This window comes from Photobacterium sp. WH24 (genome assembly GCF_019204055.1).
Lineage (GTDB): Bacteria > Pseudomonadota > Gammaproteobacteria > Enterobacterales > Vibrionaceae > Photobacterium > Photobacterium arenosum.
Map to the genome: position 1 here is coordinate 52,044 of NZ_JAGSOZ010000020.1, position 23,962 is coordinate 76,005.

Annotated in this window: 24 protein-coding genes; 13 read left to right on the plus strand and 11 right to left on the minus strand. The window is 46.3% G+C overall.

Annotation, left to right across the window (positions count from 1 at the left end):
- The first annotated feature begins 23 nt into the window (after window positions 1-23).
- The 5 genes from tssB (at window position 24) to tssG (ending at window position 5,245) form a co-directional block, all read left to right on the plus strand.
- Entirely contained in the window at window positions 24-521 is a 498-nt protein-coding gene (gene tssB / locus KCG43_RS18710; protein ID WP_192014476.1) for a type VI secretion system contractile sheath small subunit, read from the plus strand.
- Between the two features lie 11 nt (window positions 522-532).
- Complete coding sequence (gene tssC, locus KCG43_RS18715; protein ID WP_192014475.1) at window positions 533-2,011, plus strand: type VI secretion system contractile sheath large subunit; 1,479 nt, start codon at window positions 533-535, stop codon at window positions 2,009-2,011.
- Between the two features lie 68 nt (window positions 2,012-2,079).
- Window positions 2,080-2,490, plus strand: coding sequence for a type VI secretion system baseplate subunit TssE (tssE, locus tag KCG43_RS18720; protein WP_192014474.1), 411 nt, complete (start codon window positions 2,080-2,082; stop codon window positions 2,488-2,490).
- An 11-nt stretch (window positions 2,491-2,501) separates the two neighbouring features.
- Entirely contained in the window at window positions 2,502-4,250 is a 1,749-nt protein-coding gene (gene tssF, locus KCG43_RS18725; RefSeq protein WP_192014473.1) for a type VI secretion system baseplate subunit TssF, read from the plus strand.
- Complete coding sequence (gene tssG, locus KCG43_RS18730; protein ID WP_218386836.1) at window positions 4,247-5,245, plus strand: type VI secretion system baseplate subunit TssG; 999 nt, start codon at window positions 4,247-4,249, stop codon at window positions 5,243-5,245. Before tssF ends, tssG begins: the two co-directional genes overlap by 4 nt.
- 97 nt (window positions 5,246-5,342) lie before the next feature.
- Here the strand turns inward: tssG and KCG43_RS18735 are convergent, their stop codons facing one another.
- Genes KCG43_RS18735 through KCG43_RS18745 form a run of 3 tightly spaced genes read right to left on the minus strand, consistent with a single transcriptional unit; the run spans window position 5,343 to window position 10,531 of the window.
- Window positions 5,343-5,795 carry an Lrp/AsnC family transcriptional regulator gene (locus KCG43_RS18735; protein ID WP_370630713.1) on the minus strand — a complete coding sequence of 151 codons (453 nt, stop codon included), beginning with the start codon at window positions 5,793-5,795 and terminating at the stop codon, window positions 5,343-5,345.
- Between the two features lie 36 nt (window positions 5,796-5,831).
- Window positions 5,832-9,227, minus strand: coding sequence for a type VI secretion system membrane subunit TssM (gene tssM / locus KCG43_RS18740; protein WP_218386838.1), 3,396 nt, complete (start codon window positions 9,225-9,227; stop codon window positions 5,832-5,834).
- Window positions 9,228-9,250: 23 nt separating this feature from the next.
- Window positions 9,251-10,531 (minus strand): type VI secretion system ImpA family N-terminal domain-containing protein, encoded by a 1,281-nt coding sequence (locus KCG43_RS18745; RefSeq protein WP_218386840.1) that lies wholly within the window; start codon window positions 10,529-10,531, stop codon window positions 9,251-9,253.
- 752 nt (window positions 10,532-11,283) lie between these two features.
- Between KCG43_RS18745 and KCG43_RS18750 the strand changes: the two genes are divergently transcribed.
- The 5 genes from KCG43_RS18750 (at window position 11,284) to icmH (ending at window position 15,848) form a co-directional block, all read left to right on the plus strand.
- On the plus strand, window positions 11,284-11,880 hold the full coding sequence (locus KCG43_RS18750) for a hypothetical protein (RefSeq protein ID WP_192014464.1): 597 nt from the start codon (window positions 11,284-11,286) through the stop codon (window positions 11,878-11,880).
- Window positions 11,881-11,954: 74 nt separating this feature from the next.
- Window positions 11,955-13,238, plus strand: coding sequence for a type VI secretion system-associated FHA domain protein (locus KCG43_RS18755; protein ID WP_218386842.1), 1,284 nt, complete (start codon window positions 11,955-11,957; stop codon window positions 13,236-13,238).
- Window positions 13,231-13,734, plus strand: a complete 504-nt coding sequence (tssJ, locus tag KCG43_RS18760; RefSeq protein ID WP_192014460.1) for a type VI secretion system lipoprotein TssJ — start codon at window positions 13,231-13,233, stop codon at window positions 13,732-13,734. The genes KCG43_RS18755 and tssJ overlap by 8 nt, the downstream gene beginning before the upstream one ends.
- Before the next feature lie 9 nt (window positions 13,735-13,743).
- Window positions 13,744-15,069 carry a type VI secretion system baseplate subunit TssK gene (gene tssK, locus KCG43_RS18765; protein ID WP_192014458.1) on the plus strand — a complete coding sequence of 442 codons (1,326 nt, stop codon included), beginning with the start codon at window positions 13,744-13,746 and terminating at the stop codon, window positions 15,067-15,069.
- On the plus strand, window positions 15,066-15,848 hold the full coding sequence (icmH, locus tag KCG43_RS18770; protein ID WP_192014453.1) for a type IVB secretion system protein IcmH/DotU: 783 nt from the start codon (window positions 15,066-15,068) through the stop codon (window positions 15,846-15,848). Before tssK ends, icmH begins: the two co-directional genes overlap by 4 nt.
- Before the next feature lie 125 nt (window positions 15,849-15,973).
- Here icmH and KCG43_RS18775 read toward each other — a convergent pair whose 3' ends face one another.
- The 8 genes from KCG43_RS18775 to KCG43_RS18810 all read right to left on the minus strand — a co-directional run bounded on the left by KCG43_RS18775 (window position 15,974) and on the right by KCG43_RS18810 (window position 20,083).
- Window positions 15,974-16,498 (minus strand): DUF2937 family protein, encoded by a 525-nt coding sequence (locus KCG43_RS18775; protein ID WP_192014451.1) that lies wholly within the window; start codon window positions 16,496-16,498, stop codon window positions 15,974-15,976.
- A 135-nt stretch (window positions 16,499-16,633) separates the two neighbouring features.
- Complete coding sequence (locus tag KCG43_RS18780) at window positions 16,634-17,095, minus strand: GNAT family N-acetyltransferase (RefSeq protein ID WP_218386845.1); 462 nt, start codon at window positions 17,093-17,095, stop codon at window positions 16,634-16,636.
- A gap of 47 nt (window positions 17,096-17,142) precedes the next feature.
- Window positions 17,143-17,727 (minus strand): nucleoside deaminase, encoded by a 585-nt coding sequence (locus KCG43_RS18785; protein WP_192014447.1) that lies wholly within the window; start codon window positions 17,725-17,727, stop codon window positions 17,143-17,145.
- A 162-nt stretch (window positions 17,728-17,889) separates the two neighbouring features.
- Window positions 17,890-18,276, minus strand: coding sequence for a hypothetical protein (locus KCG43_RS18790; RefSeq protein ID WP_192014445.1), 387 nt, complete (start codon window positions 18,274-18,276; stop codon window positions 17,890-17,892).
- Window positions 18,277-18,332: 56 nt separating this feature from the next.
- Window positions 18,333-18,740 carry a GFA family protein gene (locus KCG43_RS18795; protein WP_192014443.1) on the minus strand — a complete coding sequence of 136 codons (408 nt, stop codon included), beginning with the start codon at window positions 18,738-18,740 and terminating at the stop codon, window positions 18,333-18,335.
- 47 nt (window positions 18,741-18,787) lie between these two features.
- Window positions 18,788-19,123 (minus strand): hypothetical protein, encoded by a 336-nt coding sequence (locus KCG43_RS18800; RefSeq protein WP_192014441.1) that lies wholly within the window; start codon window positions 19,121-19,123, stop codon window positions 18,788-18,790.
- A 206-nt stretch (window positions 19,124-19,329) separates the two neighbouring features.
- Window positions 19,330-19,671 carry a Fis family transcriptional regulator gene (locus tag KCG43_RS18805; RefSeq protein WP_192014439.1) on the minus strand — a complete coding sequence of 114 codons (342 nt, stop codon included), beginning with the start codon at window positions 19,669-19,671 and terminating at the stop codon, window positions 19,330-19,332.
- Between the two features lie 103 nt (window positions 19,672-19,774).
- On the minus strand, window positions 19,775-20,083 hold the full coding sequence (locus KCG43_RS18810; protein ID WP_192014437.1) for a DUF1330 domain-containing protein: 309 nt from the start codon (window positions 20,081-20,083) through the stop codon (window positions 19,775-19,777).
- A 245-nt stretch (window positions 20,084-20,328) separates the two neighbouring features.
- Here KCG43_RS18810 and KCG43_RS18815 point away from each other — a divergent pair, with 245 nt between their 5' ends.
- From KCG43_RS18815 to KCG43_RS18825, 3 genes are all read left to right on the plus strand, one after another.
- Window positions 20,329-21,204 (plus strand): patatin family protein, encoded by an 876-nt coding sequence (locus tag KCG43_RS18815; RefSeq protein ID WP_192014435.1) that lies wholly within the window; start codon window positions 20,329-20,331, stop codon window positions 21,202-21,204.
- A 123-nt stretch (window positions 21,205-21,327) separates the two neighbouring features.
- Entirely contained in the window at window positions 21,328-22,155 is an 828-nt protein-coding gene (locus tag KCG43_RS18820) for a sulfurtransferase (protein WP_218386847.1), read from the plus strand.
- Between the two features lie 493 nt (window positions 22,156-22,648).
- The coding region (locus KCG43_RS18825) for a LysM peptidoglycan-binding domain-containing protein (RefSeq protein WP_218386849.1) at window positions 22,649-23,962 on the plus strand (1,314 nt) is incomplete at its 3' end.

Consider the following 23,962-nt stretch of genomic DNA (forward strand, 5'->3'; position numbering starts at 1 on the left):
ATAGCTGCTAAGAAGGACAAGTTATGTCTAAAGATGGTTCAGTCGCTCCTAAAGAGCGAATTAATATCCGATATGTTCCTGCTACAGGTGATGCTCAGGAAGAAGTGGAACTGCCCCTGAGCATGATGGTGATTGGTGATTTCACCGGCCGTGATGACGAGACTCCCATCGAGGATCGTGATCCGATAAACGTTGATAAAGAAAACTTTAATGATGTGCTGAGTGCTTATGCGCCGAATGTCAAAGTTAACGTTGATAACCGCTTGAGCGGCGAAGAAGGCGCTCAGATGGGCGTTGATCTGACCTTTAAAAATATCAAAGACTTTTCACCGGAATCCGTTGCCCGCCAGGTGCCTGAATTAAGCAGCCTGCTGGAACTGCGTGAAGCTCTGGTTGCACTGAAAGGTCCTCTGGGTAACGTGCCTGCATTCCGCAAACGTATCGCTCAGGTGCTGCAGGATGATGAAGCGCGCAGCAAGCTGCTCAGTGAACTGAGCATCAATTCTAATAACGAAGAATAAACAGGTGGCACATGACAACTGAAGCTATGACTCCGGAGCAGGATGCACAATTGGCTGAATCCGGTTCACTGTTAGACAGTATTTTGAACGAAACCCGGCTCAAGCCATCTGATGAAGGTTTTGATGTTGCAAAGCGTGGCGTTGAAGCATTCATTTCTGAACTGCTGAGCAAAAATGTATCCGATAAAGTTGATCAGTCGCTGGTCGATCTGATGATTTCTGAAATCGATCAGAAAATGTCTGCTCAGGTCGATGCCATTTTGCACTCGCCAGAAATTCAGGCCATTGAATCTTCCTGGCGCGGACTGAAGTATCTGGTTGATCAGACTGATTTTCGCGAAAACATTCAGATCGAAGTGATTTCGGCCAAGAAAAATGAAGTCCTTGATGATTTTGACGATGCCCCGGAAGTGGTGAAATCGGGTCTGTATAAGCAAATCTATACCCGTGAATACGGCCAGTTTGGTGGTAAGCCAGTGGGTGCGGTTATCTGTGACTTTAAGATGTCGTCAACCTCACCGGACATCAAACTGATGGAATACATGGCGAACGTAGGTGCCATGTCTCACGCACCTTTCATTACCTCTGCGGGTCCACAGTTCTTTGGTGTCGACAGCTATGAAGAGCTGCCAAACCTGAAAGATTTGAAATCGGTGTTTGAAGGCCCTCAGTACACTAAATGGCGCGGTCTGCGTGAACATGAAGACTCCCGCTATCTGGGCCTGTGTACCACAGGTTTCATGCTGCGTGCGCCGTATTCTGTTGCAGATAACCCGATTAAGGCGTTTGACTACAACGAAACTGTATCAGGCAGCCATGACCATTATCTGTGGGGTAACTCTGCTTACGCGCTGGCTTCCCGTATTTCCGATTCTTTTGCCAATTTCCGCTGGTGTCCGAACATCATCGGTCCTCAAAGCGGCGGTACGGTGAACGATCTGCCGGTGCATAACTTTGAGTCGATGGGTCGCATTGAAACCAAAATTCCGACAGAAGTTCTGGTGTCTGATCGTCGTGAATTTGAACTGGCTGAAGAAGGTTTTATCGCACTGACGATGCGTAAAGGCTCAGATAACGCGGCATTCTTCTCAGCCAACTCTGTGCAGAAGCCAAAATTCTTTGGTAACTCGCCAGAAGGTAAAGCCGCTGAAACTAACTACAAGTTAGGTACTCAGCTGCCGTATATGTTCATTATCAACCGTCTGGCGCATTATCTGAAAGTGCTGCAGCGCGAGCAGATCGGATCGTGGAAAGAGCGTACTGATCTTGAAATTGAACTGAACAAGTGGATTCGTCAGTACGTCTCTGATCAGGAAAATCCGCCGGCAGAAGTACGTGGCCGTCGTCCGTTGCGTGCTGCGCGGGTTGAAGTATCAGATGTTGAAGGCGATCCGGGCTGGTACCGTGTGTCTCTTGCTGTGCGTCCGCACTTCAAGTACATGGGCGCCAGTTTTGAATTGTCTCTGGTCGGTAAACTGGATCAAAACTAAGTAAAGGCGAACGGCAGCTATTGTCAGGTCGAGTGACTCTGAAGTGGTCTGCCGTTCGAAATCTGTCTATGGATAAAGGTTACCGATTACTCGAGCGCATTGAAATGGGCGAAGCAAAGAACAGCTATGATGCTGTGGAGTCGACACAGTTTCTGATTGAGTCGATCCATCATCATCTGGCGGATTTGCTCAATACCCATTCGGGCAATGCAATGATAGCCAAAGATTATGGTCTGCCTGATTTTAATGATGTTTTGGCCGATAAATCCAATATCGTCCGGGAAATCAGAAACAGTGTGAAAGCCACCATCGAAAAGTTTGAGCCAAGATTAGCCGGCGTAGTGGTGAGATATGTTCCCCATACCGATGATCCGCTCCAGCTCCGGTTTGCCGTTAATGGTGAAGTTTTTCATAACAATAAGAAAACCAGAATGAACATTGACTTGTCTGTTGGTGTAGACGGCAAGTTTTCAGTGTAGAGACGACGAACATGACTTATAGCAAGTATTTTCAGGATGAACTCTCGTTTCTTAAAGAAGCGGGTTCTGAGTTTTCGAAAAGCCACCCTCAGCTGACTAAGTTTCTGTCGGAAAGCAGCAATGATCCCGATGTAGAGCGCTTATTGGAAGGCTTTGCATTTCTCAACGGCAAATTACGTCAGAAGCTGGATGATGAGCTTCCTGAGCTGACCCAATCCCTGATATCTCTGTTGTGGCCGCATTATTTACGTTCTGTTCCTTCAATGTGCATTGCGCAGATGATCCCCTATGCCGGGAGTGTGTCGCAGAAAAGCACAGTGACGCGTGGCCATGAAATGGCCAGTGAAAAGGTCGATGAGACTCAGTGCCAGTTTCGCACCTGTTACGATGTCGATTTGTATCCACTGTCGATCAATTCCGTGACTCAGCAGAATACCCGCTCGAACAGCCACCTCAATGTCACCTTATCAACCGACACAGGGGTAGAGTTATCACGCATTGGGTTAGATAAATTACGTTTCCATATTCACGGTGAATTGCATATCTCCCGCATACTGTATCTGTGGTTATTTCGCTATTTAGACAGTGTTGATGTCAATCTTGCGGGAGGAGGAAGTCAGCGTTTACCTGCTTCTTGTATAAAGAAAGTGGGTTTTTCAGAAGATGAAGCCCTATTACCCTACGGGCCAAATTCTTTTTCCGGTTATCGATTAATCCAGGAGTATTTTTCGATGCCGGACAAATTTATGTTCTTTGATGTCGATGGTCTGGAATGGCTCAAAGGTGTACCCAGCCAGAGTACCATGAGCCTGGTGTTTAATTTTTCACGCTCTTTGCCGTCTGAAGTGACAATAAGAGAGAAAAATTTGCGGCTTTTCTGTACACCGATAGCCAATGTGTTTGAACTGGATGCCGATCCGATCCGCTTGGATCATAAACGCACTGAATACCGGGTTCGTCCGCAAACAACCCGGCAAAATAACTTCGAAGTGTATTCTGTTAATCAGGTACGAGGCTGGAGTAATGAAAACCGTCGTCAGGTTGATTATTTGCCGTTTGAATCCTTTGAGCATCAGTTAGGTATTGATAACAATCGCCATTACTACAATGTCAAAGTCTCGGAACATGTTTCAGGGAAAGGCTTGTCACACTATATTTCCTTTTTTGATCACAATGCCGGTGTCGCTAACCTTGAAACTGAAACCGTACTGATTAAGTTAACCTGCACTAACGGTAAACTGCCGCAACGGCTGGCCCCCGGAGACATTACATTTTCTACCCATAAGTCGCCTAACTATGCCAATTTCACCAATCTGACCAAGCCGACAGTTTCTGTCAGTCCACAAATTGACAGTAGTCTTCATTGGCAATTGATTGCCAATATGTCGCTTAACTATCTGTCTTTAATTGATACTGATGTGCTGAAAATGATGCTGAGTATTTACGACTTTCATTCACGCAGTGACAGGCAGTCTCAGCGCGCGTCAGCTAACCGCTTAAATGGCATTAAAGCCATTAACATGAAGCCCATAGAACGTATATTCCGTGGCTTGCCGATCCGGGGAAACCAGATTGTACTGCAAATGGATTCATCCATGTTTGCCAATGAAGGGGATATGTACCTGCTGGTGTCTATCCTGAATGAGTTTTTCTCTTTGTATTCCAGCATTAACTCATTCTCTGAACTGGAAGTGATTGATGTAAAAACCGGCGAAGTGTACCGGTGGGATGGCAATCAGGGCAAACAGGCGGTGATATGATAGATAAGATCAATCAGTCCAGCCATGAGTATGCTTTTTTTCAGGCCGTTTATTTACTGGAGGCCGCTGAGAAAAAGAAAACATCCGTACAATTTGCCTCTGTAGGCCAGGCGAAAACACCGCAGCAGGAGTTTCTGCGGTTTCGCATTTCGCCTGAGCTGGGTTTTCCCCGCTCTGATATTTCGCAGTTTGAGTCTGTGCAATGGGATAACAGAGATGTTCCCAGCCTGACGGTGAATTTCGGTGGTCTGCACGGTACTGGCTCACCTTTACCCACCGCATATACAGAAAAGCTGGCCGGCCGGGAAGGCGAAGATAATCCGGTGAAAGATTTTTTCGATTTCTTTCATCACAGGTATCTCTCACACTTGTACCGGATATGGAAAAAATACAGATACCATGTCCGGTACGAATCCGGGGCGGTCGACCCGCTGTCCCGTAATCTGTTTAACCTGGTTGGTATTTCTTCTGATCTCAGCGAAGACAGTGATTTTAACTTCGACAGGGCAAAACTGCTCTCTTATATTGGTCAGTTATCTTCAAGAACGCGCTCTCCAAATCTGGTGTCAGGTATTGTGGCTCACTGCTTTAATCTGGCAAAAGTCAGTATTGAACAGTGGGTACCCCGCAGGGTGAAAATTGCCCCTTCACAGCTTAACCGCTTAGGGCATGTTAACTGTGTGCTGGGCCAGGATTATCACTTGGGTGATCACCTTACCGATATCACGGGTAAATTTAATCTGGTCTTCCATGAATTGGATTATGAGCAATACTGTCATTTTTTGCCGGGTGAACAGGGTTACGGGTTACTCAAAGAGCTGATGCGTTTTGTATTGCGCGACCCTATGGCCTGGGATCTGAAACTGGAAGTGAAAACGGATGGATTACCTGCCAGCATTTTGGGTTCGAAGGAAGCAAATCGGCTTGGACAGGTCAGTTGGTTGGGTAAAGTGCAAGGTGATAAACAGACAGTGGTGATCATCGGTGCTGTCTAGATGAGTACCTGGCACTCTGCTGCCTGCAGTATTGACTGCATGGTAGAGTGCCAGGAGGGTAATGCCGTAATGAAGCGGCTAAGCGTGATTCGGGCGCTTAGCGGCAAATAGGGCTGTGGAATACGACTGTGGTATGCAGCTCCTTAATGCCGACAATGTTTTCTGCTTCATCACACAGTTCATTCATCAGGTGTAATGAAGCAGCCTCCAGTAAAGTGATGATGTCAAACCCACCACCGACGACACTGATGGATTTAATCTCCGGAATTTCTCTCAGGCTGTCACACACTTTTTTCTTCCAGCCATTTTCGCATTTGATCAGCAGGTAACAGCTGGTCATAGTTGCGCTTTTTTGGGTCCCGATTTTGGCAGTGTAACCTTCGATCACGCCGGACTTTTCCATTCGCGTAATCCGCTCGGCGACGGCGGTTCTGGAAAGGCCCACATTGCGGGCCATATTTGCGATCGATTCACGTCCGTTAATCAGCAGGTTTGACAATATCTTCCTATCAATTCGGTCAATGCTGTTGCTGTGTAAAGTATTCATTATCATTATTCTCGACTTTGATTAACCTAAGCTACCAACTTATTGGATATCTCTTGGAACAGAGAAGTTATACAGTTCTTGTAAAAGGAACGGATTATTAGAGTTAGACGGTTTGATTTTTACCGTCATGTGTCGCCCTGAAACAAGAATGTCCGCGTTGAATCCACCATCCGATGTAGGCTCGAGCTGCGACTCATTTAACAGTCGGAAAATGGACCAAAAACCTTCCTTTGCTTTTCTGTGTTGCTCGCCGCTGGACGTGATGTCCTGAATGTTGACGTTCACGAAAAACTCGTTACTTTCCGGTGGCCACACAAACTGTTTACTCTTTGCCGGGCCATGGTAATAATCCAGACTTTCACCACCGAAGTTCAGGCTGGCCCGTATTGCGCTGGAATCCAGATCGATAAAGCGTGAACTGAAATCGATGTTGAACTTGTTCGACGTGGGATCGAAAAGCACATTCTTGATCATGGTGTAGTTCTTCATCTGGGTGATCATTTCTTGCGATAGCTGCAATGTTTCGCCATCAACACGTTTGGCCTGCCACAAATTTGTGTCATAGAAAGGCGAAAGCGTGTCATCAATGAAGCTGTCCAGGGTGCCTTGCGCAGCAAAAAACTCTTCGAAATCGGTCAGCGAAATCTCAGTTTCAGCATGTTTGGTGAACGGATATTTGTTCTGACCAACCAGTTCAAATTTACTGTAGACATTACTGGTCCATAACTCCTGAATACCCAATTGTGATTCAGCCAGCAAGACAGCCCACGCCTGATGGGCGATTTCATTCAGCCAGCTTTTTACAGGTTCGGGCGCTTTTTGAGCGACCTGCTTCAAGCGAACAATGGGATCCGCCGCGGTTTCACGCATTCTGGCTTTGGCGGCTATTAAGGCTGCTTGCTGTACATTTGGCGCATCGGTGATCTGTTTCAGATAGGCTCGCAGATTGCTGAGCGAACTGATTACCTGATCCCACGGAGCTTGTGAGTTTTCTGTTTCACTGGTTTGCAGGGTATTGATAACGGCAAAAGCTTTTTCGACCCTTTTCATCAACTCATAGTCAGGCTCGATCACTTTCTCTGCCGAGTCTTTTAACAGATCTACCGCTTGGTTGAGGCGTTCATCCTTCAATGTCATCTGAGCCAGTGCACCAGCTTCTGGCGAATATTTGGTGTTGGTATACAATAGATTCAGTATGGTGCTTAACGGCGATGTCGGGCCTGACAGAGTGTCAATCGCATTGGTTATTTCAACTATGTTGTCATACTGCTTAAAGCGTAAATCGCTAATGGCTGTACGCCAGACATTGATATAGTCGTCAGTATATTTGCGGCGCACCTTGGCCTGAAAGGCTTTAAGCTCTTCGTCCGACGGCAGAGTGTTATTTGACAAACCCAGCACCCAGTTGTCGGCAATCAAATCGTGCGATAAAGACTCCGATAAAGGGCGATAGAAAGTGGTAAAGCCGGTTGCGGTATAAATTTTGTTGATGTTCAGTTCATTAAGATTGCTTTTTTCATTATCAAAAATTTCACCAAAATTGAAGCCTATTGCTCTTGGAATGCTGAGCTGGCCGAGATCGGCATCTCTGCCACTGTTGAGAATCTGGCTGTAGGCAATATCCACTTTGGATTGGGACAGCAGATCTCGCCGTGTAGTACGAACCAGATCCCAGTTGATCTCAATAGGCGGGAAGTTGGTTTTGAAGTACACCGCCAGATATTGAGGTATGTTGGCGTATGCACCCTCTGAGCCGAAATCATCCGTGAGTAGACGCGAAATTGATTTCAGAAGGAAACTGTAATCGCGTTTGTCCGCTTCATTCAGCATCAGATACATTTTCAGTAAATGGAGCTTGTCTTGATGTGAAAGGTTGCTGTTGGCCAGTTTCCGTTGGATATGCTTTTCTACCAGCGGCAACAGCTGCAGGTGAATGCTGTCAAGTAAATGCCGGTAGGCAATCTGTGTCGTCTGATCCAGTTTATCGACATTTATATCGATCAGTTTTTCGTCCAGAAGATAACTGGCGTTGGTCCAGGCCTGATAAAGAGGCAAAATACCGTTCGATGTTACGGCAAACTGGTTTTTCAGGTTGGCGAACTCGTGATCATCACTTTTATTATCAGCGACTTCCAGAAGCTGGTTGATAATGGAAATATTGCTTTGCGTGGTCGTAAAGAAATAGTAACCACTTACACTGAGTAAAGTGACACAAGCGGCCATCGTCATATGGCTTCTGCGTATGAGTTGCCTCAGGTGGCGTTTGTTTTCACCGGCAAAGTTTGCCTCTGGCAGCACCTGCTCATCAATAATGAAGCGGGTGAACAGAGGTGACTCTGATAACTGGTCGTGTTCGGACGCAATCATTGGAACATTGAAATAATTACTGCATCCTTTGGCGAGCAGGTTGTATTTTCGGCCACCTTGATGGCTGGATGTGAAGTAAAGACCCCGCAGGTCAACAAGGTGAAATCCGTCCTTTTCCAGCCGCACTTTGTTCAGGGTATCCCTGATGATTCTATGACAAAGCTCGAACTGTTTCGGAAAGGTCACCAGTGCACTGTTGTTGACCAGTGAGCGCTCCATCGCGGCACAGTCAAGCGTGCTTTGTTCCATCTTGCTCAGAATAGCGTAAAAGCCGCTGTCAAAGGCGTCATTGAGTGTACCTTTGGCATCTTTCAGTGATATTGAAAGGTGCTCAAGCTGCATTTTCAGCGGACTGAGAGAAACAAATTCTTTGAAGCCTTTCAGTTTGTCGATTTTCGACAGGAAAACATACACAGGTAAGGCTGTATGGGTCATCCCTGTGATGTCGCTGAGGCGGGTATTGATAATATCCAGGATATACTCGCGCTGAGACTCTTCTTGAGTGATCAAAAATTCAAGATCCACCACATACAGGCTTCCTGCAAATGGTTTGCGGGGCTTAACACTGACAATTTTCTCCAGAAACGCTTTCCAGAGAGTTTGATCTGTATTCGATGTATCTTGATAAATCAGACGTGGAGCCGGTTTGATGTATATCGCCTTTTCTGACTCATGCCAGACAAAGTAATCAGTTTGCAGCGTATTTTTCTGATCTATGGGTTTAATGGCATGAGAACTGGTCAGGAGCGATGTCTTTCCTGACTTTTTGTTGCCCAACAGTAAGTAAATAGGCTTATGACTGGAACTCTTCAGCAAAGAAGATAATAGCCCCTTCAAGGTTTCTTCTTCTGTTTCTATATCACTGGTAGAGCGTGATTTGCGTTTTTTTACTTCGTAACCGATCAGAAGCAAGATTGCTACACTAAAGATGAAGACCACTGGCCCCCATGTCAGGTAATGACTGACAGGAAAAGCCATAATGAAATATGAGAATAAGCCATACATCACCGAAAGCAGCACTGCTGAGAGTATGATAAATACTCTTGGCGTTTTGAGTTTACTAATCAAGATATAACCTGCCTGAATAATTTTTATTGGTTTTTATTTTCGAAATTATGTGTGAGTTCCATAAGGCGATATTGATAGGCACTCAAGGTTTTTTGTGCTTTTAAAATATCGTCATGGTTTATGTGACCTTTCTCCAAATAATCAAGGCGACCAAGGAATGGAAAAAGGGTATTACTAAATCGGTAGGCCGCTGAAATATTCTCACTGTCATCGACTAGTGCTGCGTTAGCTATGATAGTTCTGGCTCGTTTGAACTGATCGTTGATGAGCAAATAATCCTGAGCCAGCGCCGCTTTACCTGCCCGATACTGGCTCACAGACTCTTTGGCTGCAATGGAGTCTGGATAGAGTGTATTGACGTTATTTGCCAGTTCTTCCAGTGTCTGGTGCTCATAGACACGTCCAGGAAAAGCAGTCCAGTCCATCAGTAGATCATGGGTTCTGGTCAGAACCTCTTCTTTGAGCCTGTGCTTGAAATAGGGCTCCGCCTGGATAAGCCTTGATGTAATACTTTCCAGTTGCTCTGCAGTTGCAGTTTTAATATCACGCTGGTACAGGTATTGCCGGACTGCGACAATAGAAAATACCAGGCAACCCAGTGTAAACACTGTGGCCAACCAGTAACACCAGGCCGGCAGAGTGCGTATTGCCGCCTGTTTTTTGACAGGTGGCTGCTCAGCAGCTGGTTGACTTGTCACTTCTGGTGCTGGGGCTGGCGTTGGCAATTGACGCTGTTTTTGTTTGGCTAATTCTTTTTCGGCCTGTTCATCAAGTTGATCTTTCCATTCAGTAAACTGTCTGCGAACCGGACCCAGCGATGGGGCTTGTTTCCCCAATTGACGCTGAAGTTCCTGCTCAATATTCAGAGCAAGGTGGTGGCCGGCTTCCACTAAGGGGAGATCCTTCAGTGATACTTTAATTTTGCTCAGTGCCAATGGCATTTGCTCTGCCACCCAGTCAAAAGACTGGATGCGTGCATTCGGTTTATTGACTGCAGGAAAAGCAGTGTGCCAGTAGACGATGGACAGATCATTGAGAACATTGAGTCCATTAACCGCTCCCATTAATCCGTCAATACGGCAGGCAGAGACGCAGTAGTAACTGGCACAGCGAAAGTCCTTGCTGTGCTGGGTCAGAAGCAATTCGGAAGCGGTATAAATCTCTTTCCATGGTGCTGGAGAGACAAAACTGCTTAATCGATTTACGTTTCTTTTTAAGTCAGAAAAGAGATCGAGCTCTTTCGGGTCATGACCAACAGGCAATTGTGCCGATATTGGTCTGAGTGCAATATCAGTGAATTTCATTGTTTTATAGCCAACTTCGAAACTTGTAATTATGAGTAAAGGAATTACTGCGGCAGGAAGTGCATTCTTGCTCGCTAACTTAATTAATTATTGGTTTATTAGTAGATGCTAAACTATAAGGCGGATCAAATTTACGCTTTGTTAACTCCTCTGCGTATTGCTGTGATTATAAAAATCTACCCTAGGCAATATGCCTGTTAAGGCTGTTGATTTTCATATCTGAGGAACAATTTTAACTATTCCGTACTGCATATGAACCGTATTGTAATCTGAAGCGTTGCAGTAAACTAAGTGAATGCTGTTTTTGCTGGATAAAGATCACACATTGGTGTCTAGCTATGATTTTTTACTCATTTTTATTAGGGTCGTCTTTATGTTTTAACTGTATTTAACATTGTTATGACAATCTTTGTTTATTGCAGTTGTTACTGATAGCAGTAATTTTAGTTCTTGGTGTATAAACTGCGTGTTGAGTCACAATTTCGATTTATTCAGTGAATAAATCACAAAAACACATTTTTTGGGATGCACACCTCAAATTGATGTTTTAATTTCAGTGTAATTAATGGTAGGTGAATTATAAGCTGATTTTTACGAGTTTAAAATTGCTGTCAATTCGCAATCTCATACAGTGAAAGTGACAGATCTAATAGGAAAAATGACTTATTTAAAGATAGCGTCAATCAAGCCTTGAATTCATATTTTTATGCGTTTATCTTTCAGGTGTTTTTAAATTAGAGAAAGCGAACATTATGCCTCGTCTTCTTACAGTAGCCTGTATAGCTTATTGTTTAATTCATACTTCCTTCGCCTCTGCCAAAGGTGAACGCTTTGGTGTCACTGGCGCATACTATGATTTTACGTCGACTGCCGAGGAAGGTGAGTCGGGTGAAAACCAAAGTCTTCGCTGGGGACTGGTACATACACGGCCTATCGATGATAACAGTGCCCGCTGGCGCTGGTGGTTTGGCCTGAATTATTTCGCGGACAGTATTCCTGCACCCCAGAATGGTGTTTATCAGGAAGTCACCAATTATGAGTTTCGTGTACTGCCTCAGTACGCTATTCCCTTGGCGAGCTGGCTGACGCCTTACCTTGGCGCGGGTATATCACTGGCCTATAGCGAGTACAGTGAACGTTGGCATGTCGATGCTGATGAATTCAAGTACGGTACTCAGCTACCTGATAATAATGCGTTCGAAGCCAGCTTACTGCTTAATGCCGGAATGGTGATAAAAATGGGCAGTAACCCTGATGCGCATTTGCAGATTGCTCCTCAGGCGACGCTGATCGTACCGGTCAATGATGGTCTTGGCGGCGTAGAATTTTCCTTATCGTTTCTATTCTAAGATCGTTTATGACGCACAAAACCCTCATTCTCAAAGTGAACAGTGCCCCGGAAGAATATGTCGGGGCAAAGCAAATGGAATTTGACAGTCAGGGCGGAACAATCGGCCGTAGTGCTCAGAGTGTTTTCCATCTTGATGATCATAATAAATATCTATCGGCGACTCATGCCCTGATCACCTGTTATAACGGTGAATATTATCTCAATGATATCAGCACTAATGGTACTTTTATCAATGGTAAGCGTGCGCTGAAAAGTCAGCCGACAGTCCTGCAGGAAGGCGATTCTATTTCGATGGGACGCTATGAATTCAGTGCCGGATTTGAGAATGAGGTGCATCACATTAATCTGGCAGAAGATATTATGCCGGACATGAAAAGCAATGATCCTGTCGACAGTCTAAACCTGATCCTCCCTCCTGAATCTGAAATGTTAGGAGAGGGAACGATAGAAGAGCTGTTCCTGCCCCAAGATGAAAAAGCAGATTCTACCGAACCGCTTTCTTATCTTCAGGAAGTGAATGAAGAAGCTGAGTCTTTGATTGAAGATGACGAACCCAAACAGTTTGTTGATTACAGCGCAACACAACGACAAATTCTTGACGACAGTGAGAGCATTCACTCTGAAATGGATGTTCCCAGCCTGATTCCGGAAAACTGGAATGTTGAAGATGGCAGTTTTCCGGCTTCAGAAAAAGCGAAGACCTTTTCATCACCAGGGGATAAATTTACCCCACAAGCTGTGCCAGCCGGGCGTTTAACATCATACACCCAGCCTTCTGTAACAGAAGAATCCACTCAATCCAAATCAGCGGGTGCCATCGCAAAGCGATCTGAAACATCAGATATACAACCGGAACAGGCGTTTTTGCAAGGTTTAGGTATCCCGCCGGAGTTGCAACATCTGTGTGATGAAAAATGGTTTCGTCAAATGGGTCTGAGTTTAAAAGGGTGCCTTGATTCACTGAACGCAGAGCTGCACCGTTCTTTGGTGATGGCTGGTGAATCCGAGGCAGAAAAACCGCATTTACTGGACAGTATGATGTCGCTTTACCAGCAGTCGATACTTGAGCCTTATGAGTTGATAGAACATATCCAGGAAGAGCTGGATGCACACCGCTCCCGATTACTTCAGGCGCGTGAAAGCATTTTCCAGCAACAGTTGGAAGCTTTATCACCGTCGTCATTTGAAGCCAGGCAAATAACCGGCGGGGGATGGCTGAAAAGCCAAAGGAACTGGAAAGCGTATCAGTCGTACTTTTCGGAACAACAGTCAAATTGGCGGACTGAGGAACAACATAACTTTGATGCAAGCTTAGAATCAAAGTACAGAGAATTGTTACAGGAGCAAAATGCGTAATTACTTTTTGGGATTGATTGCCGCACTGTCACTGTCAGGGTGCGCAGTATGGGAGCAGTTTAAGGACACCACCGGGCTTATCCCTGAAACCGCAGAAGTAGAAGTGCATATTATGACCGATAAGAGCCTGAACCTACGTCCTAACGGGTCATCATCACCGGCCATTCTACGCATCTATGAGCTGTCTTCACCTGTGCTGTTTCGCAGCTTGGATTTCTTTTCATTATTTGAAAACGACAAAGCGGCACTGGGTGATGAATATATTAAGCGGTATGAGTACCAGCTTGAGCCAGACCAGGAACTCACGGAATTTTTGAAACTTCAGCCTGAAACACGTGCCGTCGGATTTGCAGTCGCTTTCCGGGATATTAACGGGACAAGTTGGCGGACTATACACACCATTGAAGAACGGGAGAGTTATTATCTGGACGTGAATCTGGTGAATAACGTGTTGTCTGTCGAGCGTACACAAGGCGTAGAACAGATTTATTTCTAAGGAAGCATTATGTCATTGCATAACCCGGTTGTCTGGCAAGACGGCATGTTCATGAAACCACAGCATTTTCAGCAGTTGGACCGTTTTCACTCTCAGCAAGTGAGTCTGTATACAGCTTTCAGCTCGCCATTAAATTGGGGGATTAGCCGATTAGAAATTAATGCTGAACTGCTGAAAATGGGCAAAATTGGCGTCACGGTTGCGGAAGGGATATTGCAGGACCGCACACCGTTCGCTTTTCCTTCTGAAGCCTTGGCGCCGGCAATGTTGGAAGTGGACACATCGACGGTAGATAAGGTGGTGTATTTATGTTGTCCTTTACCGTCTGAGCAGGGTGAGCTGTATACCAATGCGGGCGACGGAGCGCGCTATCGCCTTCAGGAGCAGCAAGTGGTCGACTGTTTATACGACAGTGAAGATACCACAACCATTCATGTTGGCAGCCTGAATTTCCGTTTGATGCTAGAGACGGAAGACCGTTCGGCTTTCACGTCGATCCCTATTCTGAAAATTTCGGAAGTCAAAAGTGATGGCACTGTATTACTTGATGACAAGTTCATTCCCACTTGCCTTGATATTAAAGCCTCCGCTGTACTGACAAAGTTTGTTACCGAATTTGCTTCTCTGCTAAAACATCGCGCTGAATCGATAGTCAGCCGGCTGGGTGTGGTTGATCAGCAAGGCGTATCCTCGGTGGCAGATTTTATGCTACTGCAGGTGGTGAACAAGCTGGAGCCGGTTTTCTGGCATCTAGCGGGTTTGGAAGGTGTTCATCCTGAAGCGCTGTACCGTGTGTTGCTGCAGGCCGAAGGGGAACTGGCGACATTATGTACCTCATCCCGCCGTCCTGAGACTTTCTCGCCTTATAATCATGGAGATCTAACCGACTGTATGTGGTCTTTGATCAGCCGGAACCGCAACAGCCTGACTGTAATGTCAGAGCAGCGGGCAATCCCGCTGGTGTTGAAAGAGCAAGGCTATGGTGTGCGTGTTGCCAATATTGCTGATCGTGAGATTATCCAGACCACGACCTTTATCCTTGCCGTGAAAGCTGATGTTACACTGGATGTACTTCATACTCGCTTTGTCTCTCAGGTCAAAGTGGGTAGCCTGGAAAATATTCGTGATCTGGTAAACTTCCAGTTACCAGGTATCGCCATTAAAGCAATGCCAGTGGTGCCTCGTCAGCTGCCTTACCATGCCGGCTTTACGTATTTTGAGCTGGATAAGGCGTCTGATGAGTGGAAGGCATTGTCTTCTTCATCCGGCATTGCCATGCATGTGTCCGGCGATTTCCCGAATATTGAATTGCAAATGTGGGCTGTCAGATTATGAGTCAGTTCGATGATGACATAACAGTCGTTCTGTTTCAGCCTGAGCCCGGCCAACCAATGGAGGTTATGCCGGCTCCGGAAGTACCACGCAATATTGCGGTAAAACAGTTGGAAATCAAAAAACTGGGTATTAACCAGTTGGTTGATGAGTTTACCTGGGTACTGGCCTGTCTGACTTGTATTCCATCTATTCCCTGGTTAGATGATCCTACCTTGCTGCGTGAGAAAATCAGCAGGGAGATTCAAGACGCCGAGAAGCGACTGCTACTCGCAAACACAGACAGAGCATCACTGCTGGTGATGCGTTATTGTGTCTGTGCTGCTGTTGACGAAGCGGTTTACAGTCAGGAGTGGGGAGAGAAAAGTAATTGGAGTACACACAGCCTGCTTGCTGAGTTTCATAATGAAACGTCAGGTGGTGATAAATTCTATACAATTCTGGACAGGCTCAGACAAGATCCCAAACGTTACAGGCAACTTATTGAATTTTTATACTTTCTGTTGCAGGTTGGTTTTAAGGGGAAATTCGGTCGTGTCGAGCGTGGTAACGAAAAAATCGCTGACATTGCAGAGACCATTTACCAGCTGATAAAAGAAGACAGGCTGCAGGATCAGGAGAAGCTACAGTTAGTGAATTTAAAGGCTGCTGTTATTAGCCGGCCATTGAGGCGTGTGATTTCGCCAAAACTGATCATTGGCTTTACAGCCGCACTACTGGCAGCCATGTATTCAGCGACTTATTGGGTTATAGACTTTAAATTTAATCAACTGATTGGTTGAGTCGTTAAGTTCATTTTGTTCTCATTAAATGATTCAAGCGCGATGAACTCGCGCTTTTTTGATCTCTATCTGTCCATTTTTTCGGTGCTGAGACACTCTAAACTGGCGTTTTCTGCCACATGTAATCACGATATCACTGACCGTCTGGCGGCGAACTTTGCCCGACGTTTACGCCTGAACAATAAGCTAAAAGGCAGGGTAAGCAGGATATTGGCTGCTAATCCCAGGATGGCACCAAACATCAGACCGTTGAGCGAGAGTGGAATGCCGGGTTTGAAATGGGTGATGGTTTTTTCTAACGAGTCAAAGCGTGCAGGTGTGAACATGTACACTGATTTCTCAATCAGTGACCCTTGTTCAAAAACGACAATGCCGGATTTCAGGTCCTGATAGTGGCTCAGGGTCGCTTGTTTCTGTAAGGCGTCCGCCCTGACACTGGCTTCCTGATTGTTCAGGTGTTGCTCAATCATCGCATGTACATCAGGGTAACCGTATTGTCTGGCGGTGTTTTCGTAGCCCTTGACTTGCCATTGTGTGGCTTCAAATAATCCTGCCAGATATTGCTGATAGTGAGCGGCCAGTAACGGAACCTGAAGCGCCGCGATGAGCATGACGCCAAACAGCAATTTATCAACAATTCTTCCTACCAAGAGACTTTCCTTTTTCGGTTAAAATAGCGCAAAGCGACATCCAGATAACGTAACCTGTTTCAGCCTCGTATGTTATAGCTGATAACCAGGCGGGATTGTTGAAAGTAAAGCGTGCGCTGTGCTCATCGTCACAGGTCAATCTGGGGTAGGTATGTGAGGATTTTTAATCACAAACCCGCGCTCAATACCTGACTGAAATCCGACTTTCTCATAAAGGTGATGCGCCTCTGGCCGGTTTTCCCCTGATAGCAGCATGACTTTATAGCATCCCATGTCCCAGGCGAGTAAGAGGGCTTTCTCGATGACTTTCTGGCTCAGTCCTTGCCGCCTGTATTGGGCCGAAGTAATGACATGCTCGATGATGGCAAAAGGCTGACCCCCGTTTGTCATGGTAGGCACCAGGCCAAGCTGGCAGGTGGATGCCAGCACGCCATCAATATCAGCAACAATGATTTTTGTGTGCGGGCTGTTGAGTAAATCCTGCCAGCATTTCATGGCCTGTGGCTCCGATAATACGGGGTCATGAGGGCGCAGTTCTGCGTAGAGTTCGCGTACACCTGCTAAATCGCTGGCCTGGCAGCACCGGATGATGTCCACTGAGGTTCTCCTGTGTCAGAAAGATGATTGATGAGGTTATCTGTCAGCTAGGAGGCACAATGCGAATGCACCGCACACAGTCCTTTCCAGTCTTCAAGATCTTGCTCTGGTTTTTCTTTTCGGAATTGTGCGTAAAGTGCAATGCCTTGTTTATCTTCCAGAATATCGACCTGAATCCCTTTTTCCCGCAGCAAATCTTCGTTTCCTGAGGCATTGGTAATATCGCCGACGACAACCCGCTTGAATCCGCGCATGTACAGGAGCGTCGCGCAGACATCGCAAGGACTCAGGCTGGTAAACAAGGTGGTCTGGCTGAAATCTATCCTGCCTGCATCGCGAATGGCAGAGGTCTCACCGTGGTTGTACGGGTGATCTTCCTGAACCAGCGTATTGTGGCCTTTGCCAACTATTTGTCCGGTTTGGTTATTGATGATCACCGCACCAATCGGACAACCGCCTTCGTCGTAACTTTTTTGCGCCAGCAGAGCAGCAATGTGCATGTAATCAGCATCGGATAATTTGCTTGTGAAGTCATGGCCCATCAATACCGGCAAGCTGGTCGTTGGCATATGGGCAATAGCGCGAAGGGCGGCTTCATTGATGTCTGAATGTGTATCCAGCAGGGGCGTCATAAGGTTCTCTCTGTTCCCGGGAAATCAGTAACAGAAGTATAACGCCTGATTTTGTTGATCATTTTACTTCAGCAGATTGCCATCTGTCATGGCTCACATTCTTGCCCGAAAACAATGCAAATGGTGAAGAAAAAGCCCTCTGCCAGCTTTATCGATTACCCATCAGGCAATCTGTTGCTTGAGTTGATCTGCCTGCTCTGAAAAGATCGCCATGTCGGTTTGTTTATGACCTTTTACAACGCTAATCCACTGAAGCCCGGTTTCGTCAGTATGCTCGAACTCAATCTGCAGTTCATATTTACGTGCAGTGGCTAAAGCGCTCAGCGCGCCAGTGATAAACCCGAACGGCATGAATATCCAAGCGATTCCTGCAGGCTCCATGAGCCCTATGACGCTGGAAACGATCATGCCGATAATAATCACTCTGAACAGATGATCTTTCAGCGTATTTACTTTTACTCTCGCATTTTTAATTCTTGATAATGTGTATTCATCGGCTTTGTAGATGAAATACTGGCGACTGATTGAAAAATCTTGGGCGGAGGCCATAGTCGTTACTTTTCCTGCCTGTATGGTGCTTTCTTTATGGACATTGAAGAGTCCGGTTATTTTCTGCCTGGTTCGTGTGCTTCATACTGGGGCAGATTGATATCCAGGCTATCCCAGCTGGCTTTCGACGTGACAAAGTTATGCGATATGGGTTTTTCGGCGATCTCTGAGTCAATAATGCCGAGCCTGATTCGAATGCGGGCGGGATCTGCCGTATTGGAACTGTATACCGGCGACGCGCAGATACGGCAGAAATGGCGTTGTCTGCCAGACCGTAATGCAAAGTGATTCAGTAATTCCTGCCCCTGGGTAACAGTAAAATCTGATGTATTTACAAACCCGTTTGTGGCAAAAGCAGAGCCTGTCGATTTTCGGCATAAAGAGCAATGACAGTGAATGATATCACTGATTTTGCCAGTAATGGCCAGCTGTACGCCGCCGCATAAACAACTGCCTGTATACATGAAGCACTCCTGGTAGTAGTTATGGCACTTACAGCATCCGCACGAATTTAGGTATTAACGTGCGCGAGGACCGCAATAATGTAAGCACTCAGTATGATGGCCCAGAGTCTGACGAGTGCATGGCTGATCTTCCCTTTCGGGTTTGCTGCACATAGCCATAGTGAACGTACGGCAAATACGCCAAATGCGGAAAGAATAAAAGAAAAGAAGACCGTGTGGATGGCAACATGATTGAAATGCATCACACCCGACTTAACCAGAAAAAGCAGCACCAGGCTTACCCCGATACTGACCAGAAGTGTTAAGACAAGCCCGCCTAAACTGACCAAAACGACGGCTTTCCAGACAGCAATCTGACCGTTCCAGGCTTGTTTAATAAACATCTGTTTCCCGTGCAATGGATGTCAACTCGAATAAAGAACCAATAATTTGGCCGTATTATCCTGATTTACTGCAACTTTTCATGTATTTCGTGCTGTGTGGTTTCAGTTTTGTGCGCTTACGCAACATGTTGCCAATTCAGGTCGGCGCTCTTCCCTGCATGCCACAGCCCTGATATCAGTGCTCGAATAGAGAAACGACTTTCAACTTACCCCAAACGGTGCGCCCATTTGCCCTGGTTCTCTCGTTCGCAATTTTCTTCTGTGTCATACGCGATATGGGCAGACGGCCTGTTCAGGCGGATATCAACTGCTGCCAGTTTTTTGACTATCAAGGCTTCAAGTACAGGCTTTCCCGCAGCATCATAAAAGTGTGACAGATTCACATTGGTATCGAACACACAAACCACTTTCAGGCTGTCAGGAAAGTGTGAGTAATCGACCAGGTGGGTCAGCCACTGAAAGCCGGGGTAAGCCTCCAGCGCATGGTTACACACTTCTGTCAGTAATATTCTGATTTGATTGTCCGTTTTTTTATCGGTCTTACGCATGTTTGTCTCGTTGAGAGCGGCAAGCTTGATGTTTTGCTTACCGCACTGTTTGCCGGAAGGGCGATACGGTAACGTTTTGGACAGCACAATAAAAGTGCCTGTTTCAGTTGTCTGGTTTCTCGTAGCTGGCGATGAGGGTTGTGGCCCGAACTGATGGCGTAAAATAATGCTGCTTTATCGCCATATACTCTTTGTCGTTAAAGAATTGATTTTTCATTTCTTCACTGGGAAAGCAAATAGAGAACACACGGTTGATGGGTGCAGACACCTGTGAAATTAACACCTCAGAGACTTTGAAATCATACCCATAGCTGCCGTTATAGCGGGATAAAATGGGGGTCATTTCGCGTCTGTACTGTGCGTATATTTCATCGTCCGCGACATCAAGCGCGACCAGCATTTCAAAAGACATAGTTACTTCCCTATTCTGTGTTTGTCTGAAATCGTAGAGTAATCCTTCGGGAAAACCTAGCCTGTTGAGTGAAGATTCAGAGTTTGCTCAAGGGATACGTTAATATTTATCCAGAATGTTATCAGGCCAAGCCCTTGCTGTGCTTCCATAGCTTGCTCCTATCTGAACAATCCGTGATTTCAATTACCCAGCCTGAGTAACTTTAGGTACTCTTTATTTAATTTAAATCAGTTGGTTAGCAAATTATGAATAAGAAAGCAGCATTAGTGGTGGAAGGCGGTGCGATGCGCGGTATTTTTGCCAGCGGGGTACTGGATGCTTTTATGGACGATAGCTATAACCCTTTTGATTTGGCCATCGGCGTTTCAGCAGGCGCATCCAACTTATTGGGGTATCTGGCGAATCAGCCTAAACGGAGTTATCGCGTTATCACGCAGTTAGCGACGGATAAACGATTTTACAATCCCGCTCGCTTCCTGAAAGGAGGCAACCTGGTTGATGTGAAGTGGCTGATTGATGAATCATTGCGGCTCTATCCGCTGGATCAGCATAAACTGTTCGGGAAAACCGCACTGATTGCCGCAGCAACCAATGTTAATACTGGCACCGCTGATTATTACAACGTGAGCCCATTAAATGTCAGCGATGTCATGGAAGCGACCAGTGCGCTCCCGATTGCTTATAAAGCGACACCCTGTTTTGCTGGTGGCTGTTATACCGATGGCGGCGTGGCCGACTCGATTCCGGTGCGGGAAGCCTACCGTCGCGGAGCTAGAGACATCACAGTGATTTTGTCACATCCACTGAGCTATCAGATGAAACCGGCAAAATATCCCTGGATGATGAAAAAAGTCTTCGTCCGTCAACCCCAGATCGCCAGTGCTATGATCAAACGTGCTGATAACTATAACGCGTCGCTGGAGTTCATCCGTCAACCGCCGCAAGATGCCATAATCCGGGTCATCGCCCCGCCAGAGAGCTTCAGCGTGAAGCGTTTAACAATGCGAAAATCTACTCTGGATGAAGGTTACAAGATGGGCCTGAAAGAAGGCATGCTGCATATACATCGCCGAAAGTCTCTGAATGGCTCCCATGATGAAAACTGCCAGTTTTGTCTGTGAGAAACTGTTTCCTCACAACAAGGGCTAAAAATTAGTGTAACTGTTATATATTTATCGCCTTTTTCAGCTTGATGATTTCAAATTGAGTGCAAATTACTCAATGCAGGGTTTACCTGAGGGAGAATGATGAACGCGTTAGTTTCAACATATTGGCTGGAAAGGAAGAGCAGATCGCCGGAAGTGGTTATCTTCGATGCCACCATGCAAAGTGTGACTGGCGATAATTCCGACCTAGACACACGGCAGTATATCCCCGGTGCTCTTGTGTTTGATCTTGAGCGGCAGTTTTCTGCTTCTTCTTCGTTGCCTCACACCGCACCGGAATATGAAGCATTTCAGCGAGAAGTCTCCAGACTGGGCATTGAGACGGATTCTGTGATTGTCATTTACGATGCAAAAGGTATCTACTCAGCGCCGCGCGTCTGGTGGCTGTTTAAACTGATGGGGCACGAACAGGTTTATGTGCTGGATGGCGGTTTGCCCAAATGGATCGCAGAAGGCCGGGCTGTCGTTGCTTCTCCCGTCATTCCTGAGAGCGGCAACGGGTGGCAGGGTGAGTATCGCACAGGGTGGATTTCTGACTGGCGAGAACTGGCAGAAAAAGCCGGTCTGCCGAAACATCATATTATTGATGTACGCAGCGCCGGGCGGTTTTCTGGTCAACAGCCAGAACCACGACCAGAGCTGAGAAGCGGGCATATTCCCCATGCGATAAACCTTCCCTTCGCCTGTTTCATTGAAGACGGCCAGTATAAAGACCCAGACAAACTGCAGGCGTTGTTCGCACAACAGCAGGTGTTCGGCGACGAAAAACTGTATTTCAGCTGCGGCTCAGGCGTAACCGCCTGCATTGGATTACTGGCGGCTTATCAGTGCGGGTACAGAAACCTGTCGGTTTATGATGGCTCCTGGGCGGAGTGGGGGCAGCGAGCCGACTTACCGGTTGTTTGAGGTCACATTGTTATCAGATCGGTCTAGTGAGTACATCTCGTACTTTTACAGAATGTCCACAGTGGAATGCGATCCATACAGCATTTTTAAATGTGGCAGGGAAATAGTTAAAGTGACAGTCTAAAGCGACATTTCGGAAGGGTAATTATCATTTAAATCAAAGGCCTAGTCATGTAATCTCAATGAAAATCATCTCATTGCATATCCATGCATGGCATTCGAACACAATAAACCTAAGCGATTTGTCAAAGCGGGTTATCAACCGCTGGAAGATTACAGTTACATCAACAAGCTGCCTGTCCAGGTACAGGATTAAGTTAAAGAGTCAACTGCCGACTTTGAGTGCAATATCCTTATTTATTGTACGCCGGATGAGCTGCGCTCGTTACAAACCGGTTACTGGCCACTGAAACACACCGCCGAAGAAACAGCGATCAGCCGCTGGGATAAGTCGCCAACGCCTGAGGGGCATACGGTTCTGACCGCACAGTGTATGCAGCAAGAAGAAAAGCACTTGTTGAATGAATGCTTTGTACAGACTGGCTTGGCCAAAGCCTATACCATTCACCCGCAGTCTAAAGGCAAAGGGGTTTTGAATGCTGAGTTCATCCCGGCGAAACTCGCCGTTCAGCTTGATGACCGATTAGGCTGGCCAACAACAGGTTATTTTTACTACTTTGTAGAAAATGAGCTGTATCAGGAATGTAAACTTAGCGGTGAGGACAGATGGAGTTTCTATTTCACGCAATCAGATGCGAGCAAACTGACAGATGATTTGCTCTCTGAGCACCATTTTTCAAGTTTGCTGTTGCCCTACAAAGTGGAAGGACAAACCGTAGGCGGACAATACATTTTATTTCGCCAGCATAAACTGACAGAAGATGAATTCGCCAACATATCGCCAAGCTGGCTTGAGAACAATGCTGTCGCCTTAGATCTCAGTGGCGCCATAGCCTGCCGCAGTGAGGCACCGCAGGAGCGCAGCAGCCAGGGTGAATCTACATCAGCCAGCAGCGAGCAGAAATCAACGCATTATCAAGTTCAGTTGGACCCGCAATCCCGTCATCGTGAAAGCTGGCCGGACATTGCGCAAAAGCATGGCTTAACTGCCAAGCAATTGCTCGAATTAAACCCGCATTACAACGACGATCCTTTAAAACTGCAGGTCGGTGATAGCCTGCTGGTGACTGTGTCGGGTATGCAAGCAAACAACAAGCCAAAAGAAGTGCTGCCCCCGACCACCAACTTAGCGCCGGGCAAGGCTTACCCCTTCGGTGATATTTGGGGGCGTTATCATCAGCAAACTATGATGCCCTGGCTACAGCATATTCAGGAGAACAGCCGGATACTGGCCAATACACCGGTAATTAATGCTGCACAGGTGAAAAAGCGCCTTCTGCGCATTGGTGTGTTCTTTGATGGCACAGGTCAGAACAAAGATAATGATTTGTACAAAGAAACCTATGGCAACAAATCACGCTCGAATATCGGTAGACTGTTTGATGCGTACCCGGAAGAGTCGGGCAAGATAGCCAAGATATATGTGTCCGGGGTGGGTACGGTCGATGGCGCCTACCTAACGCCAGAACTGATTGACAAAGGTGAGGATGAAACCAAATTTGCTCAGGCTCTGGGTATTGAGCTGAGGGATGCCATCAAAACAAAGTCAGAAAAATTAGCTGATGTGTTTGATAATAATACGGAAAATCTTCTTGAGAAAACCAGTGCCTTTTACAAGTGGCAGACTCTTATTCGTCAGCTTAGGGATTTATTATCTGCAGAAAGTTTAAAATACTCAGAAGTAACC

Excerpts from the sequence above, each read along its gene's own strand:
- KCG43_RS18790 (WP_192014445.1), bottom strand. The coding sequence starts at position 18,276 with ATGGCCTCCGCCCAAGATTTTTCAATCAGTCGCCAGTATTTCATCTAC.
- KCG43_RS18805 (WP_192014439.1), bottom strand. The coding sequence starts at position 19,671 with ATGCGTAAGACCGATAAAAAAACGGACAATCAAATCAGAATATTACTG.
- KCG43_RS18810 (WP_192014437.1), bottom strand. The coding sequence starts at position 20,083 with ATGTCTTTTGAAATGCTGGTCGCGCTTGATGTCGCGGACGATGAAATA.
- tssF (WP_192014473.1), top strand. The coding sequence starts at position 2,502 with ATGACTTATAGCAAGTATTTTCAGGATGAACTCTCGTTTCTTAAAGAA.
- KCG43_RS18750 (WP_192014464.1), top strand. The coding sequence starts at position 11,284 with ATGCCTCGTCTTCTTACAGTAGCCTGTATAGCTTATTGTTTAATTCAT.
- KCG43_RS18795 (WP_192014443.1), bottom strand. The coding sequence starts at position 18,740 with ATGTATACAGGCAGTTGTTTATGCGGCGGCGTACAGCTGGCCATTACT.
- tssB (WP_192014476.1), top strand. The coding sequence starts at position 24 with ATGTCTAAAGATGGTTCAGTCGCTCCTAAAGAGCGAATTAATATCCGA.
- tssK (WP_192014458.1), top strand. The coding sequence starts at position 13,744 with ATGTCATTGCATAACCCGGTTGTCTGGCAAGACGGCATGTTCATGAAA.
- KCG43_RS18800 (WP_192014441.1), bottom strand. The coding sequence starts at position 19,123 with ATGTTTATTAAACAAGCCTGGAACGGTCAGATTGCTGTCTGGAAAGCC.
- tssJ (WP_192014460.1), top strand. The coding sequence starts at position 13,231 with ATGCGTAATTACTTTTTGGGATTGATTGCCGCACTGTCACTGTCAGGG.
- KCG43_RS18815 (WP_192014435.1), top strand. The coding sequence starts at position 20,329 with ATGAATAAGAAAGCAGCATTAGTGGTGGAAGGCGGTGCGATGCGCGGT.
- KCG43_RS18785 (WP_192014447.1), bottom strand. The coding sequence starts at position 17,727 with ATGACGCCCCTGCTGGATACACATTCAGACATCAATGAAGCCGCCCTT.
- icmH (WP_192014453.1), top strand. The coding sequence starts at position 15,066 with ATGAGTCAGTTCGATGATGACATAACAGTCGTTCTGTTTCAGCCTGAG.
- KCG43_RS18820 (WP_218386847.1), top strand. The coding sequence starts at position 21,328 with ATGATGAACGCGTTAGTTTCAACATATTGGCTGGAAAGGAAGAGCAGA.
- tssC (WP_192014475.1), top strand. The coding sequence starts at position 533 with ATGACAACTGAAGCTATGACTCCGGAGCAGGATGCACAATTGGCTGAA.
- tssG (WP_218386836.1), top strand. The coding sequence starts at position 4,247 with ATGATAGATAAGATCAATCAGTCCAGCCATGAGTATGCTTTTTTTCAG.
- KCG43_RS18755 (WP_218386842.1), top strand. The coding sequence starts at position 11,955 with ATGGAATTTGACAGTCAGGGCGGAACAATCGGCCGTAGTGCTCAGAGT.
- KCG43_RS18745 (WP_218386840.1), bottom strand. The coding sequence starts at position 10,531 with ATGAAATTCACTGATATTGCACTCAGACCAATATCGGCACAATTGCCT.
- tssE (WP_192014474.1), top strand. The coding sequence starts at position 2,080 with ATGGATAAAGGTTACCGATTACTCGAGCGCATTGAAATGGGCGAAGCA.